General features: G+C 68.3%; 13 protein-coding genes. 2 read left to right on the forward strand and 11 right to left on the reverse strand.

Features of this window, described 5'->3' with window-relative positions:
• Nucleotides 1-74: 74 nt before the first annotated feature.
• On the reverse strand, nt 75-443 hold the full coding sequence (locus PP359_RS04505) for an FKBP-type peptidyl-prolyl cis-trans isomerase (RefSeq protein ID WP_036287661.1): 369 nt from the start codon (nt 441-443) through the stop codon (nt 75-77).
• Between the two features lie 222 nt (nt 444-665).
• On the opposite strand from PP359_RS04505, the gene PP359_RS04510 reads away from it, so the two are divergent.
• Nucleotides 666-1,532, forward strand: coding sequence for a fumarylacetoacetate hydrolase family protein (locus PP359_RS04510; protein ID WP_036315621.1), 867 nt, complete (start codon nt 666-668; stop codon nt 1,530-1,532).
• Between the two features lie 59 nt (nt 1,533-1,591).
• Here the strand turns inward: PP359_RS04510 and PP359_RS04515 are convergent, their stop codons facing one another.
• The 7 genes from PP359_RS04515 to PP359_RS04545 form a co-directional block, all read right to left on the reverse strand.
• On the reverse strand, nt 1,592-2,032 hold the full coding sequence (locus PP359_RS04515; protein WP_036315618.1) for a DUF4190 domain-containing protein: 441 nt from the start codon (nt 2,030-2,032) through the stop codon (nt 1,592-1,594).
• Nucleotides 2,033-2,113: 81 nt separating this feature from the next.
• The gene (locus PP359_RS04520; protein ID WP_036315616.1) at nt 2,114-3,571 is read right to left on the reverse strand and encodes an aspartate ammonia-lyase; all 1,458 of its coding nucleotides are present in this window, start codon (nt 3,569-3,571) and stop codon (nt 2,114-2,116) included.
• A 146-nt stretch (nt 3,572-3,717) separates the two neighbouring features.
• Nucleotides 3,718-4,704 (reverse strand): aldo/keto reductase, encoded by a 987-nt coding sequence (locus PP359_RS04525; protein ID WP_294946686.1) that lies wholly within the window; start codon nt 4,702-4,704, stop codon nt 3,718-3,720.
• Nucleotides 4,701-5,096, reverse strand: coding sequence for a MerR family transcriptional regulator (locus PP359_RS04530; RefSeq protein ID WP_039414645.1), 396 nt, complete (start codon nt 5,094-5,096; stop codon nt 4,701-4,703). The genes PP359_RS04525 and PP359_RS04530 overlap by 4 nt, the downstream gene beginning before the upstream one ends.
• Nucleotides 5,097-5,175: 79 nt before the next feature.
• Nucleotides 5,176-6,081 (reverse strand): phosphodiesterase, encoded by a 906-nt coding sequence (locus tag PP359_RS04535; protein ID WP_036315605.1) that lies wholly within the window; start codon nt 6,079-6,081, stop codon nt 5,176-5,178.
• An 87-nt stretch (nt 6,082-6,168) separates the two neighbouring features.
• Nucleotides 6,169-6,501, reverse strand: a complete 333-nt coding sequence (locus PP359_RS04540; RefSeq protein ID WP_036289744.1) for a hypothetical protein — start codon at nt 6,499-6,501, stop codon at nt 6,169-6,171.
• Nucleotides 6,501-7,856 carry an inorganic phosphate transporter gene (locus PP359_RS04545; RefSeq protein ID WP_347418512.1) on the reverse strand — a complete coding sequence of 452 codons (1,356 nt, stop codon included), beginning with the start codon at nt 7,854-7,856 and terminating at the stop codon, nt 6,501-6,503. The genes PP359_RS04540 and PP359_RS04545 overlap by 1 nt, the downstream gene beginning before the upstream one ends.
• A 176-nt stretch (nt 7,857-8,032) precedes the next feature.
• Between PP359_RS04545 and PP359_RS04550 the strand changes: the two genes are divergently transcribed.
• A complete protein-coding gene (locus tag PP359_RS04550; RefSeq protein WP_499249977.1) occupies nt 8,033-10,156 on the forward strand; it encodes a S9 family peptidase in 2,124 nt (707 codons plus the stop codon).
• Nucleotides 10,157-10,326: 170 nt separating this feature from the next.
• On the opposite strand, the gene PP359_RS04555 is transcribed toward PP359_RS04550, so the two are convergent.
• The 3 genes from PP359_RS04555 to PP359_RS04565 all read right to left on the reverse strand — a co-directional run bounded on the left by PP359_RS04555 (nt 10,327) and on the right by PP359_RS04565 (nt 14,812).
• Nucleotides 10,327-11,241 carry a putative endonuclease domain-containing protein gene (locus tag PP359_RS04555; RefSeq protein WP_499249978.1) on the reverse strand — a complete coding sequence of 305 codons (915 nt, stop codon included), beginning with the start codon at nt 11,239-11,241 and terminating at the stop codon, nt 10,327-10,329.
• A gap of 252 nt (nt 11,242-11,493) precedes the next feature.
• Nucleotides 11,494-12,522 (reverse strand): 6-phosphofructokinase, encoded by a 1,029-nt coding sequence (locus PP359_RS04560; protein ID WP_005048745.1) that lies wholly within the window; start codon nt 12,520-12,522, stop codon nt 11,494-11,496.
• Nucleotides 12,523-12,634: 112 nt separating this feature from the next.
• Nucleotides 12,635-14,812: a DEAD/DEAH box helicase gene (locus PP359_RS04565; protein WP_499249979.1), complete on the reverse strand. Its 2,178-nt coding sequence runs from the start codon at nt 14,810-14,812 to the stop codon at nt 12,635-12,637.
• Nucleotides 14,813-14,867: the final 55 nt, after the last annotated feature.

A 14,867-nucleotide genomic window follows, 5' to 3' on the forward strand; every position in this document is an offset into this window, starting at 1 on the left:
CGAGGAACAATCCGGGAGAGACGAGGAGGGGGTGGATGCCGCGGCATCCACCCCCTCCTCACGAAAGCGTCCGATCAGCCGACCTTGAGCAGATCGATGATGAAGATCAGCGTCTTGCCACCGAGGAAGTGACCACCGGCGGGGCCGTAGGCCAGGTGGGGCGGAATGATCAGCTCGCGACGTCCGCCCACCTTCATTCCGGGAATGCCGTCCTGCCATCCCTGGATCAGTCCGCGCAGCGGGAACTGGATCGACTCGCCGCGGCCCCACGAGGAGTCGAACTCCTCACCGGACTCGTACTCGACGCCGGCGTAGTGCACGGTGACGTTGTCGCCGGGCTTCGCCTCGTCGCCGTCACCCACGATGATGTCGCGGATGACGAGGTCGGCGGGAGCAGGTCCCACGGGGGCGTCGAACTCGGGCTTGGTGCGCTCTTCGGTCATACCTCCATCCAAGCATGCGCGGATGGGCCGGGCACCCTCTTGACACCCTCCGAGAGCTCGGAACACAATGAATGCAGGCCAACTCAGCGCCCGGGAGACACGCAGGCATCGCCGCGGCACCGGGCGCTGAGTCTGTGTGTGGGCAGAATCTGTACGGCAGATGCGCGGTGACCGAAATCACCAAAACCTGCGGAGTTCATCGCCCCGCACTACCCTGGAGGGATGCGTTTCGCCCACGTCCTCCTGCCCGAAACGGACGATCCGCAGCTGGTCGTCGTGGTCGCACCCGGACGGATCGCCCCCGTGGCAGACCTGTTCGACGCGGCTCCGCGCACGCTGCAGGCCCTCATCGAGGGGGGCGACGAGCTCCTCGCTCGCGTGCGCGAGGCTGCCCGCGATGTCGACGGCATCCCTCTGGACGGCCTGACATTCGGCCCCGCGGTCGACGCGCCGCCCATCGTCCTGGCCGTCGGTTTGAACTACGCGGCACACTCCAGCGAGCTCGGCCTCAAGGCCGACACCGCTCCGACGGTGTTCGTGCTCTGGCCGAACTCGCTGTCCGGACACGACGCCACGACCTCGTGGCCGCGATCGCTCAGCGAGTCGGTCGACTACGAATCGGAACTCGGGGTCGTGATCGGTACGCCCGCCAAGGACGTCGCCGCGGAGGACGCGCTGGCCCATGTCTGGGGGTACACGGTGGTCAATGACATCACCGCGCGCGACATCCAGTTCTCGGAAGCGCAGTGGTCACGCTGCAAGTCGTTCGACGGCTTCACCCCGAACGGCCCCTTCGTCGTCACCGCCGACGAGATCGCCGATCCGCAGAACCTGCACATCTGGGCGGTCGTCGACGGTCAGACCGTGCAGGACGCCTCGACGGGACAGATGATCCGCTCGGTGGCAACGCTGATCGCGCATCTGTCGCAGTCGGCGACGCTGCTGCCCGGCACCCTGATCTCGACCGGCAGCCCGGGAGGGGCGGGGTATTCTCGCGATCCGCAGATCTTCCTGCGCGATCGCTCGATCGTGACAGTGGGAATCGACGGCATCGGCGAGCTCACCACTCACTGCCGCATTCTGGACTGACACGCACGACGCCCCGGCGATCCGCACGCGCGGACGCCGGGGCGTCGTCTGCAGGCGGCTCAGCCGCCGTTGCAGGTGATGGTCTTGCCGTTGAGCTCGTAGATGCCGCTCGGGTTGTTCGCGCAGAACTGGATCAGGTCACCAGCCGTGTTGGCAAGCGCGACGGCGATGATGATGCCGACGATGATGCCGAGGACGATCAGCACCGAGCTGACGATGATGGCGGCGACCGCCATGCCGTTCTTCGCGCCCGCCTTCTTGGACTGCACCAGGGCGACGATGCCGAGGATGAGACCGATCAGCTGCAGCCCCACCGGCACGATGGCCAGAACGAGGGCGACGATGCCGAGCGTGCGCCCGGGAACGGAGCCGGAGGCCGCCGGGCCGCCGTTGTAGGCGGGAGCGGACGGGTAACCGGCCTGCTGATACGCCGGCGGTGCGACCGGCGGTGCCGCCGGCGGCGTCTGCGGATTCACGGGGGGCTGAGTGGGGTCGGTCATGCGTCTCTCCTCGGTCGGCCGGTGCGGCGCGTTGCTGACAGTGACGCTATCGGCCCGCGTGCGTCTCGCGCAAAGGGTTCGTCAGCTCTCGACGAGGTTCTCGGCGGGCTGTACGACGGGAATGGCCTGCGTGATCGCCTCCAGGCCCGACAGCCGCGCCGGAGAGAGCTGCTTGTCGACCTCGTCGCGGGTCATGAGCCCCGCCTCGACAACGAGGTCGCCGACGTTGCGATGGGTCAGCAGCGCGGTCTTGGCGAGCGCTGCCGAGGCGGCGTAGCCGATGAACGGCGTGAGCGCGGTGACCACTCCGACAGATGAGCCCACCATCGCCCCCAGACGCTCACGGTTCGCGGTGATGCCGTCGACGCAGTTGATCCGGAAGGTGCGCATGGCGCGGCGCATCCAGGTGATCGATTGGAAGATCGAGTGGGCGATGATCGGCTCGAACGCGTTCAGCTGCAGCTGCCCGCCCTCGACGGCCATCGTGACGGTGAGGTCGGCGCCGGCAACGGAGAACGCCACCTGGTTGACGACCTCGGGGATCACCGGGTTCACCTTGCCGGGCATGATGCTCGATCCGGCCTGACGCGCGGGCAGGTTGATCTCCCCCAGGCCCGCTTGCGGACCGCTGGAGAGCAGGCGCAGGTCGTTCGCGATCTTCGAGAGCTTGATCGCGTTGCGCTTGAGGGTCGAGGAGAACGACATGAACGACCCCGTGTCGCTCGTGGCTTCGACCAGATCGTCGGCGGTCGCCAGGTCGAGGCCCGTGATCTCCCGCAGGTGGCGTAGGACGGCGGGCGCATAACCGGGGTGGGTCGTGATGCCGGTGCCGATCGCCGTGGCGCCCATGTTGATCTCGAACAGCAGGTACGCGTTCTCGGTCAGGCGTTGGTGGTCGTAGCCGAGGGTCGTCGCGAACCCGTGGAACTCCTGGCCCAGGGTCATGGGCACGGCATCCTGCAGCTGGGTGCGACCGATCTTGAGGATGTCGTGGAACTCGACCGCCTTCGCGAGGAACGATTGGCGCAGGAGGTCCAGCTCCTCCAGGAGGGTCTTCAGATCGAGACTGAGCCCCACCTTCACCGCGGTCGGGTAGACGTCATTGGTCGACTGCGAGCGGTTGGTGTGATCGATCGGCGAGAGATAGGCGTAGTCGCCCTTCGGACGGCCGGCGAGTTCGAGGGCGATGTTGGTGATGACCTCGTTCGCGTTCATGTTGGTCGAGGTGCCGGCACCGCCCTGCACCACGCCGACGACGAACTGGTCGTGGAACTCTCCGTCGATCACCCGCTGGGCGGCGCGGTCGATCAGATCGGCGCGTTCGGCGTCGAGCACTCCGATCTCGAGGTTCGCGCGGGCGGAAGCCTGTTTGACCATCGCGAGCGCGGTCACGAGGTCCTTGTACACGGAGATCGGGCGCATGGAGATCGGGAAGTTCTCGAGCGCCCGTGCGGTGTGGATGCCCCAGTAGGCATCGGCGGGGATCTCCATCGATCCCAGGGAGTCGGTCTCGGTGCGCGTCGTTGCGGCAGGTGCCATGAGTGCAGTCCTTTTGGGTCGTCGCCTCGGGTGGTCGCGGTCGAGCCTACCCGCGACGACGACGCGCATCCGGTGTACACGGCGTACACCGCACAGACGGGTGCCCTCCGCCGAGGCCGAGGCCGCGACGAAGGGCACCCCGACGGTCAGCGGTTGACGGTCGACATGTCGGCGTAGCGGTCGCCGACCGGAGAGCCGACGGCGGCCAGCGCGGCCAGCTGGTCCTGCGTCAGCACCAGGTCGACCGCTGCGATGTTCTCCTCGACGCGGGTGAGCTTTCGCGTGCCGGGGATCGGCGCGATGTGCTCCCCCTGGGCCAGCAGCCACGCCAGCGCCACCTGAGCGGGGGTGGCGCCGGCATCCGCGGCGACCTTCTCGACGGCGTCGACGATCGCGAGGTTCGCCTGCAGCGCGCCGTCGGCGAAGCGCGGGTTGCTCTTGCGGAAGTCGTCGTCGTCGAGCACGTCCAGCGAGCGGATGGTGCCCGTGAGGAATCCGCGGCCCAGCGGCGAGTACGGCACGAACCCGATGCCCAGCTCGGACAGCGTCGGAAGCAGCTCCGCCTCGGGGTCACGGGTCCAGAGCGAGTACTCCGTCTGCACCGCGGTGACGGGATGAACCGCGTGCGCACGACGGATCGTCGCGACCGACGCCTCCGACAGTCCGTAGCCGCGGATCTTGCCCTCGGCGATCAGTTCGGTAAGCGCGCCGACGGTCTCTTCGATGGGGGTCGACGGATCCATCCGGTGCTGATAGTAGATGTCGATGCGGTCGGTGCGCAGACGCTGCAGCGACCCCTCGACGGCCAGGCGCACGTTGGCCGCAGTTCCGTCCAATCCGCGCTCACCGCCCGCGGTGTGGCGAACCGTGCCGAACTTCGTGGCGATGACGACCTCGTCGCGGCGTCCGGCGTCGGCGAGCGTCGTGCCCAGCAGTTCCTCATTCGTGTACGGACCGTACATCTCCGCCGTGTCGAGGAAGGTGACGCCGCGATCCAGGGCCCCGAGGATGGTGCGTGCACCATCCGCATCGTCCTGTCCGGCGCCGGTGTAGAAGGCGCTGATTCCCATCAGGCCGAGACCGAGGCGGCTGACCTCGATGGGGGTGGCGCTTCCCAGAGTGGTGGTCTTCATGAGTGTGCGATCTCCTTGTCATAGATGTCGATCTTGTGGTCGATGGCTCGCAGGCTCGCGGTGATCTCGTCGAGCTGTGCGCGCACGCGTTCACGATGCGCGACCAGCAGCTCCCGCCGTTGGGCGATGGTCGACTCGCCGCTGCGCACGAGTTCGGTGTACGCGCGGATGCCGGCGATCGGCATGCCCGTGAGGCGCAGCCGCGTCAGGAAGCGCACCCAGGAGATGTCGGCATCCGAGTAGCGACGGTGCGAGGAGGAGGCGCGGTCGATCGGCGTCAGCATGAGCCCCTCGCGCTCGTAGTAGCGCAGGGTGTGCGTCGAGACGTCGGTGGCGGCGGCGGCCTCGGCGATCGAGACGCCCTCGCGCGCGGGGACGGGGAGCAGGGTCATGTCCCCACGGTAGAACTTCGAGTGCACTCGAAGTCAAGCCGCATGAGCGCATCTGCCGCGCCCGGGACACCTCGCCATCTCAGCGCTTTCGGGAGAAGGCCTCGAGCCGCTCCTCCGGGTCGAGTGCGGCCATCGCCCGTGTCCATTCCTCGCTGAAGACCTCGGCCGTCTCGGCCTCACCGACCGGGACGACGCTGTGCGTGATGGTGTCGTCGTAGACGTGCACGAGATGGAAGGACTGTCCGCCGTCCATGCCGTTGACCTCCTGCGGCGGACGCTGGAGGTTCATCGTGTAACAGGTCGCCGATGCGACGCTGACCGGGATGCCGGCGAAGGTGCCCGCCGTGGCGTAGTGGAGGTGTCCGGCGAGGATGGCGCGGACGTCGCTGCCGGCGAGCGCCGCCGCGAACTCGCTCTGATGACGGAGTTCGAGGATGTCGAAGAAAGGGATGTGACTCGGCAGCGGCGGATGATGCAGAGCCAGCACGGTGCCCAGCGGCGCCGGTTCGGCGAGGATGCCGCGGAGCCAGTCGAGCTGTGCGGCATCCAGGTCGCCGTGATGCCACCCCGGCACGGAGGAATCGAGAGCGATCAGGCGCAGTCCGCCGAGGTCCCACACACCGGTGACGGGTTCGAGACTCGGCGCCTCGTCGAGAAGTCCCGCACGCAACGCGGGGCGCTCGTCGTGATTGCCCGCGACCCACACGATGGGCGCGCCCAGCCGCGCAGCGACGGGCTCGACCTCGGCGCGCAGGGCGGCGTAGGCGTCCGGCTCACCCAGATCGGTCAGGTCGCCCGTGAACACGATGGCGTCGGCCGTGACGCCGGTGCGCTCGACTGCCGCCAATGTCGCGATGAGGTTGGCGGCGGTGTCGTATCGGCCACCGAGGGGCCGGTTCCCGGCGAGCAGATGCGTATCGCTGAGATGGACGATCACGCGCTGGGCGGGTGGATGGATGCCGAACGAGAACGAGTCGGGGGCCATGAGCTCAGCCTAGGCGCCGCCGACGACGCGGCGCGGACCCTCCCGCAGTTCCGGGCGTGAGGCGCCCGCGATCGCGATGCCGGTGGATCAGTGCAGGACGATCAGGGCGAGCCCAGCGAGAACCGCGACGCCGCACAGTGCGAACGACAGGTAGGCACCGATCAGCGCCAGACGCTTCTGCCCGTCGGTCAGAGGGCTCTTCTTCGCCGCCTTCGCGGCGGCTTTGGCCGCACGACGCGCCTCCTTCTCGCTGATCACGGTGATCGCGTCGGTGAACTCCGCAGGAGCGACGATGGGCGCCCGTCCGCCACGTACCAGCAGCCGAAGACCGCCCGCATAGAAGCCGACGACGAGCAGCGCACCGATCAAGGCGGCGGCGAAGACCTGGACGAAGGCCAACCAGTCGATGCTGATACCCATCAGCGCTCCCCCGTCTTCTCAGCACCGGACTTCTCGGCGGAAGGCTTTGTGGCCGAAGGCTTCGTGGCCGAGGGCTTCGTGGCCGAGGGCTTCTTTCCGCGGGGCGCCGTGTTCTTCGCTCGCTCCTTGGCGCGCTCCGCCTTCTCCTGCGCGCGCTCCGCGCGCAGGATGGCGCGCTGGCGACGCGTGGGCGGCGGGTTGCGCTTGACCTTGACGGCGAGACCCGAATCGGCGACCTCGCTCATCGCGTTGGACGAGTCGACGTGATTGCGGCGCGAGCGCAGGAACAGACCCACGATGATCGCGACGGCGAGCACCGCGTCGACGACGATGCCGGCACTTCCGAACCAGACGACCAGCAGAGCCGCGAAGGCGCCGACGGCGGCCGAGGCGGGCAGCGTCAGCACCCACCCCACGGCGATGCGCCCGACGGTACGCCAGCGCACCTTCGAGCCACGCCGACCGAGTCCGGAGCCGATCACCGAACCCGAGGCGACCTGCGTGGTCGACAGTGCGAAGCCGAGCGCGCTGGAGGCGAGGATGGTCGCCGCCGTGGACGTCTCGGCGGAGAAGCCCTGTGCGGGCTTCACGTCGGTGAGCCCCTTGCCGAGCGTACGGATGATGCGCCAGCCGCCCATGTAGGTGCCGAGCGCGATCGTGAACGCACAGGCCAGGATCACCCACAGCTGCGGGTCGGCATGGGCACCGCTCTGCCAGCCCGCCATGATCAGCGCGAGGGTGATGACTCCCATCGTCTTCTGCGCATCGTTCGTGCCGTGGGCGAGGGCGACGAGGGAGGAGGTGAAGATCTGGCCCCAGCGGAACCCGTCGCGACCGTCGGGCTTGTTGTCGTAGCGACGCGTCATCGCGTAGGCGAGCCGCGTCGCCAGGAAGGCGATGACACCGGCCGTGAACGGGGCGATCAATGCCGGCAGAACGACCTTGCTCAGCACCATGCCGAAATCGATGGCCGCCGCGCTCGCGCCGACGAGCGTCGCCCCGATCAACCCGCCGAACAGGGCGTGCGAGGAGCTGGAGGGCAGACCCAGCAGCCAGGTCAGCATGTTCCAGGTGATCGCACCGATCAGGCCGGCGAAGATGATCGGCAAGAACGCGAGCGGCTCGATCTGGTCCTCGCGGATGATCCCGTGCGAGATCGTCTTCGACACCTCGGTGGACAGGAAGGCGCCGACGAGGTTGAGACTCGCGGCGAGCAGAACGGCGACTTTGGGCTTGAGCGCCCCGGTCGCGATTGGGGTGGCCATCGCGTTTGCGGTGTCGTGAAAGCCGTTCGTGAAGTCGAAGAACAGCGCCAGCACGATCACCAGCACGACGATGAGGGCAGCGGTTTCCACAGTTCGCTTTCGTCGGGATTCACAGGAAGGGAGCCGACGGAATCGGCGATGCGAACGAAGAGTTCACCGTGGTTTCATTCTCCGGCAACCGGACCACAGAAATACTCCCACATTCAAGGCCCCTCGCAGAACGGCGATCCCGCCCCGACACGCCGGGCGTGGATTAGCGTGGAGCGGTGACCCGAGAGACGTCCTCCACGCCGCTGTCCGCCCCCGTCGCCGCCGCCCGTCCAACGCTTCGCCGTCATCACGGCGACGAGGTGCGAGACGACTACGAGTGGCTGCGGGAGAAGGAGGATGCCGAGGTCATCGCGCACCTCGAAGCCGAGAACGCCTTCACCGAGCAGCGCACGGCCCACCTCGCGGGGCTGCGCCAGCGCATCTTCGACGAGATCAAGGCTCGCACCCTCGAGACCGACCTGTCCGTTCCGACGCGTCAGGGCGCATGGTGGTACTACGGGCGCACCGTCGAGGGCAAGCAGTACGGCATCCAATGCCGCGCGCCTCTGGCCGGCCCCGACGACTGGACGCCGCCTGTCCTGACGCCGGGCGTCGACGTCCCCGGCGAGATCGTCCTGCTCGACGGCAACGTCGAGGCCGACGGTCACGAGTTCTTCTCCCTGGGCAGCTTCGACGTCTCGACCGACGGTTCTCGACTGCTCTTCGGTGTCGATGTGGAGGGCGACGAGCGCTACACGCTGCGTGTACGGGACCTCGTCAGCGGGAAGGACCTGCCCGACGTCATCGAGAACACCTCGGCGGGAGCGTCGTTCTCCCCCGACGGCCGGTACATCGTCTACACGACGGTCGACGACGCGTGGCGACCCGACACCGTCTGGCTGCACGAGGTCGGCACCGATGCCGCAGCCGACGCGCGCCTGTTCCACGAGCCGGACGAGCGCTACTGGGTGGGTACGGGCTTCACGCGCAGCGAGAAGTACCTGGTCATCGAGGTGGGCTCCTCCATCACGACCGAGGAGTACCTCGTCGACGCGACCGATCTGCGTTCCGAGCCGCGATCCATCTGGCCGCGTCGAGAAGGCGTCGAGTACTCGGCCACCCATGCCGTCGTGGGCGGCGAGGACGTGCTCTACATCGTGCACAACGACGGCGCGCTCGATTTCGAACTGGTGCGCGTCGCGGCATCCGATCCACAGGGCCAACGCGACGTCGTGCTGGCCCACACTCCCGGGCGGCGCGTGCTGGATATATCCGCCTTCCGCGACTGGGGGGTCGTGTCGTACCGACGCGACGGGCTGTCGCGAATGGGGATCCTGGACTACGCCACCGGCAGCATCGACGAGCTCGCCTTCGAGGAGGAGCTCTACACCGCCGGAGCCGGCGGCAATCCCGAATGGGCCCCGCCCGTGGTGCGGCTCGGTTACGGCTCGTTCCTCACCCCCGGGACCGTCTACGACTACGACGTGGCGGCGCGTGAGTTGCACCTGCGCAAGCGCCAGCCCGTGCTGGGTGGATACGATCCGTCGGCCTACGGGCAGCGGCGCGAGTGGGTCACGGCATCCGACGGCACCCACGTGCCCGTCTCGATCGTGTGGAAGCGGTCGTTCAGCGAGCCGGGGAACGCGCCGCGTCCGCTGCACCTCTACGGGTACGGGTCCTACGAGCACTCCATCGAACCCGGTTTCTCGGTGGCGCGTCTGTCGATGCTCGATCGCGGCGTCGTCTTCGCCGTCGCGCACGTTCGCGGCGGCGGCGAACTCGGACGCCAGTGGTACGAGGACGGCAAGTTGCAGCACAAGCGCAACACCTTCACCGACTTCGTCGCGGTCGCGCGTCATCTGATCGACACGGGCGTCACCGCACCCGACCGCCTCGTCGCCGAGGGCGGTTCTGCGGGCGGCCTGCTGATGGGCGCGGTCGCGAACCTCGCCCCCGAGCTGTTCGCCGGCATCCTCGCCGACGTTCCCTTCGTCGACGCCCTGACGACCATCCTCGATCCTTCGCTCCCGCTGACGGTGATCGAGTGGGACGAGTGGGGCGATCCGCTGCACGACGCGGAGGTCTACGCGTACATGAAGTCGTACACGCCGTACGAGAACGTGCGCGAGGGAGTGACGTATCCGCGGATCCTCGCGACCACCTCGCTCAACGACACCCGCGTCTACTACGTGGAACCCGCCAAGTGGGTGGCGCGATTGCGCGAGGTCGGTGCTGACGCACTGCTCAAGTGCGAGATGGTCGCGGGCCACGGCGGTGTCTCCGGGCGCTACAACTCCTGGCAGCAGCGCGCTTTCGAGCTCGCCTGGCTGCTCGACGTGCTGGGCCTCGCCGAGGACTGATTCCCCCCTCCCGCACCTCCCCCCCTCCCCGCACGCCGAGGCATGTCCCACATATGCCGAGGCATGTCCCACTATCTGTGCTTGACAGCGCTCCCAGGCAGCAGGAAGTGGGACACACAGTTCCGGCGCCGCGCCTCTGTGCCTCGGCGCCGCGCCTCTGTGCCCCGGCGTCAGCGCCCGGGCGTCCACCCCGCACGCTGCAGGGCCTCTCTTACCATCGCGACCGCGAGCCGGCCATCGCCGACGAGGTGATGAGCCAGCACCCGCTCGTGCTGCCACCCCAGGCCGCGAATGGCCGCCCACCGGTCGGCGTCGCGCGCGAACTGACGCGCATCGTCAGCGTGGACGCGCCCGTCGTACTCGACCGCGAGGCGATAGCGGGGAAAGGCCAGATCGAGCTCCGCGACGAACGTCCCCCGATCGTCGAACAGGTTCCAGGCCACCTCGGCCTCCGGCAGGCCCGCGCGACTCAGCAGCAGCCGCAAGCACGTTTCGCGAGGAGAGCGCACGCCACCGCGAGCGAGCGCCAGCGCCCTGCGGAGAATTCCGCCGCGCACGTCGCCCATCACCTCGATCTCACCCCGAAGCTCGGCCGCATCCGTCAGCGGGCTCCGGCCTGAGATCAGGTGATCTGCCGCAGCAACGAGGTCATCGAGCCGCCAGAGCGTGCCCGTTTGACGCCAGGCACGCGCCGGGTGCTCGACCGGCATCCCGCCCACCGTCGTGTGGGCCGGCGTTCGCAGCTGCAGCCGATGACCCACCACGGCGTGAGTACGGGGTTCGCGCGCAGGACGGTGGGTGGACACGTGGATGGTCGGCTCATACGGCCACTCCGGCTGAGGCACTCCGAGAAGATACAGGGCGGTCTCGTGGCTGAAGAACTGCCCGTTGCGCAGCCTCGGCAGCAGCGCCCGACACGATGCCTCAAGCGAGCCAGGAGTGGGCTCCACTCGCGCGCGGACGCCGTGGAAGGGACGCGACAGATCGCGTCCCCGCAGCCGCCCGGGGCTCACGCCCGCATCTCGCGCCTGCGCGACGGTGAACGCGTCCGGCAGACTCAGCGGCAGGTCGCTCGAGGTCGTCATCGCGCAAGCGTCACCCGTGCGCAGCGATGCTCTGGTGGCTGAGCACCGAACGGTGGAAACCTCAGAGCCCGACGCCGACCGGGGAGGAACCTGCATAGGGCGTGGTCAGTGAGAGTGACCCTCGCAGGGCGTGCCCCACTTCCTGCTGTCCGGTGGCCTCCTGCACAGCAGAAAGTGGGACACGGCACGGCGGAAGTGGGACAACGCCAGCGAAAAGTGGGACACGGAATCTTCGGTGTCCCGGTGGCGGGCTCAGCCGAAGAGCGCGGCGGCCTCTTCGTAGCGGTAGATCGGCACCGTGTTCAGCTCACCGAGAGCCTCCGCAAACGGCACCCGCACGATGTCGGTGCCCTTCAGCGAGACCATCTGGCCCCAGGCCTGCTCGTAGACGGAGTCTGCGGCGTGCAGACCCAGGCGCGTCGCGAGCACCCGGTCGAAACCGGAGGGCGAGCCGCCGCGCTGGATGTGACCGAGCACGGTCGCACGTGTCTCGATGCCGGTCAGACGCTCGATCTCGGGCGCCAGGACCTCGCTGATGCCGCCCAGGCGAGGGCGGTTGAAGGCGTCGAGCCCCTTGTCGCTGAAGGCTTCGTCCATGCCCGTGAGCGTGAAGCCCTCCGAGACGACGACGAGCGGCGCGCGACCGCGGTCATGCGCCTTCTGCACCTGCGCGGCGATTTCGGTGATCGACATGGGCACCTCGGGGATGCAGATCACGTGCGCACCGGCCGCGATGCCGGAGTGCAGGGCGATCCACCCCACGTGCCGGCCCATGACCTCGGCGACCATGCAGCGCTGGTGCGAGTCTCCGGTGGTGCGGAGGCGATCCATGGCGTCGGTGGCGATGTTGACGGCGGTGTCGAAGCCGAACGAGTAGTCGGTGGCGCGGAGGTCGTTGTCGATCGTCTTGGGCACGCCCATGACATTGATGCCGTCGTTCCACAGCCGGTTGGCCGCGGCGAGCGTGCCCTCGCCACCGATGGCGATGATCCCGTCGATGTGGTGGCCGTAGAGCGTCTTCGCGATGTTCTCCGCGCCGCCGCGTGGACCCTCGTAGGGGTTGGTCCGGCTCGTGCCGAGGATGGTGCCCCCGACCTTCGAGAGGCCCTTGACCTCGTGCCGGGTGAGCGGGAAGAAGTCGCCGTCGACGACGCCACGCCAGCCGTCACGGATGCCGACGAACTCGATGTTGTAGTTCGTGGTGCCCTTGAGGACCACACCGCGGATGACCGCGTTCAGTCCGGGGCAGTCTCCGCCGCTGGTGAGGATACCGATCTTCATGTGGAGATCCTTTGGTGATTCGGGATGTGATTCGGCGACGCTGCCTCTTTGACACTATCGCCGTATCGACGGCGGATGCCACCGCATCCGCCGTCGATAATCCCGGCCCGCCTCAGGCGGCGCCGAGCGCCTGGCGCAGCAGGTGCATGAGCGCCGACAGCTGCACGGAATCGCTCGAGGTGGGGTCGAGCTGGGCGCCGTCCAGGGCGCGCTGGGCGAGCCCCTGCTTCGAGTCGATCAACTCCGCGATCTTCGTGTCGATCGTGTGCGCGGCGATGATCCGCCATGCCGTGACGGGCTCGTCCTGACCGATGCGGTGCACCCGATCGATCGCCTGGGTCTGCTCGGCGGCGGTCCACGAGAGCTCGGCGAGAACGACGTTGGATGCCGCCTGCATGTTCAGTCCGACGCCGGCCGCCGTCAGCGAACAGACGGCGATCGCCACACCGGGGTCGGTGTTGAAGGCGTCGATGGCCTGCTGGCGGGCGGTCGTCGTCTGATCACCGCGGATCGAGATCGTCCGCAGGCCGGATGCCGCGAAGTGCGCCTCTGCGGCATCCATCACGTCGATGTGCTTCGCGAAGAACACCACCTTGCCGACCGAGCGCTGCAGCTGCACCGCGTAGTCGGCGGCGAGGTGCGCCTTGGCCTGACCGATCTTGCGGACCATCGTGAAGACGTTGTCCGCGCCGGCGGCCGACGCCTTCGCCTCTTCGAGCTCGCCGTGCGCGACGAGGCGGACGATGTCCTCGTCGACCTCGCCGATGAGCACCTTGTCGCCGCGCGCCTCGATGATGCGGCGGTACTTGGCCGCCAGGCGCGACCCGAGCTCACGCTCGGCTTCGCGGATGGAACGCCCGAACTCGTCGTCGAGCTCCACCGGCAGGTCGGCGACCAACTTGTCGGGAAGGTCGGCTGCGACGTTCTTCTTCTTGCGACGGACGATGCCCATCGAGATCACGGCGTCGCGCGCCTCGGGGTAGAAAGCCTTGTCCGCCGGTGTGAATCCGGTCGCGTCGAGCTTCTCCATGAGCTCGGGGCCCGGCTTCTCGCCGTTGGTCCAGCCGAGGAAGCGCCAGATCGCGTCGAAGTCCTCGACGTCGTTGATCAGCGGCGTTCCCGTGAGGGCGAGCATCAGCGGGTTGCGCACCTGCTCGCGGATGCGCCCGCCCAGGGCGAGCACGTTCTGGGAACGCTGCGAGCTGAGGTTCTTGATGAAGTGGGCCTCGTCGACGACCATGCCCTTCAGGCCGAGCGAGCCGAGCCAGGACAGGTGCCGATCGAGCACCTCGTAATTGACGATGAAGACGTCGGCGAACGCGTCGACGGTGTCGCCGTCGCCGTGGATGACGGTCGCACGTCGCTGCGGCGTCCACCGCTCGACCTCGCGCGCCCAGTTCATCTTGACGACATTGGGCACGACCGCCAGCAGCGGATACGCATCGGCGACGGAGGCGGCGAGAACGGACTGGGCGGTCTTGCCGAGGCCTGGTTCGTCGGCCAGAAGGAACGACCGGTGACCGGCTCGCACCGCCTCCAGGAAGCGGGACTGGTGCGGCATGATCTCGAGCCCCTTGGGAGAGATCCGATCGAACTCGGGGACGGACGGAAGCTCCATGGAGGCGGTGGCGCCGCCGGCCCCCGTCTCGAACGCCTTGTACAGCGGTCCCATCAACTCCCAGCCGTCCAGCCGGCGGCGAGCCGTGGATGCCGGTGCGCGCAGCGCGACGTCGGGCGCCAGGAAGGGATTCGCCTCGCGGCGCGCCTCGATCTGCGGCGGCACGACCTGGCGCTCGGCCAGCGCGGCCGGAACCACCGGGGTCTGTCCCCAGCTCTGGGGGGCGGGCGCCGTATCGGTGATGATCAGCTCGTCATCGGGCAGCTCCGCGCCCGATTCGAGCAGCCAGTCGCGACGCATGCGCTTGGCGACCGGAGAGGTGGCCTGATCGACCTCGAGCAGCTGGATGAGCGAGGTGTCGCGCGCGGCGGTCTTGGCGAGGATGGTCGCGACGCCGTCGAGGCGCTTGAGCAGCTCGGCCCGCGCCGCTGTGGGGACGGCCTCGTCGGCCTTCACACGCGCGCGCTCCTCGCGAACGAGGAAGGCGATGACCTGGAACTTGACGCGGTTGGTCGGGCCCAGCTTGCCCTTCTGGGCTTTCGCCTCGACCTCGCGCACTTTGCGGGCGAGGATCGGGATCAGCGGGGCGTCGTCGTCGCGACGGGCGGATGACCCGCGATGGGACGAGCCGCGTCGGCGGGACGCGGTGGCAGTGGATGCCGTGGTCGGCATGCTCCTCCTGAGCGTGAAGCGCCGGAAAACCGGCGGAGGTCCGGTCGGATGACCG

The organism is Sphingomonas sp. BLCC-B65 (assembly GCF_028550675.1).
Taxonomy (GTDB): domain Bacteria; phylum Actinomycetota; class Actinomycetes; order Actinomycetales; family Microbacteriaceae; genus Microbacterium.

Bases quoted from the DNA above. Each gene is read 5' to 3' on its own strand.
- PP359_RS04515 (WP_036315618.1), bottom strand. From the start codon at position 2,032: ATGACCGACCCCACTCAGCCCCCCGTGAATCCGCAGACGCCGCCGGCG.
- PP359_RS04510 (WP_036315621.1), top strand. From the start codon at position 666: ATGCGTTTCGCCCACGTCCTCCTGCCCGAAACGGACGATCCGCAGCTG.
- PP359_RS04560 (WP_005048745.1), bottom strand. From the start codon at position 12,522: ATGAAGATCGGTATCCTCACCAGCGGCGGAGACTGCCCCGGACTGAAC.
- PP359_RS04530 (WP_039414645.1), bottom strand. From the start codon at position 5,096: ATGACCCTGCTCCCCGTCCCCGCGCGCGAGGGCGTCTCGATCGCCGAG.
- PP359_RS04520 (WP_036315616.1), bottom strand. From the start codon at position 3,571: ATGGCACCTGCCGCAACGACGCGCACCGAGACCGACTCCCTGGGATCG.
- PP359_RS04555 (WP_499249978.1), bottom strand. From the start codon at position 11,241: ATGACGACCTCGAGCGACCTGCCGCTGAGTCTGCCGGACGCGTTCACC.
- PP359_RS04535 (WP_036315605.1), bottom strand. From the start codon at position 6,081: ATGGCCCCCGACTCGTTCTCGTTCGGCATCCATCCACCCGCCCAGCGC.
- PP359_RS04565 (WP_499249979.1), bottom strand. From the start codon at position 14,812: ATGCCGACCACGGCATCCACTGCCACCGCGTCCCGCCGACGCGGCTCG.
- PP359_RS04505 (WP_036287661.1), bottom strand. From the start codon at position 443: ATGACCGAAGAGCGCACCAAGCCCGAGTTCGACGCCCCCGTGGGACCT.
- PP359_RS04525 (WP_294946686.1), bottom strand. From the start codon at position 4,704: ATGAAGACCACCACTCTGGGAAGCGCCACCCCCATCGAGGTCAGCCGC.
- PP359_RS04540 (WP_036289744.1), bottom strand. From the start codon at position 6,501: ATGGGTATCAGCATCGACTGGTTGGCCTTCGTCCAGGTCTTCGCCGCC.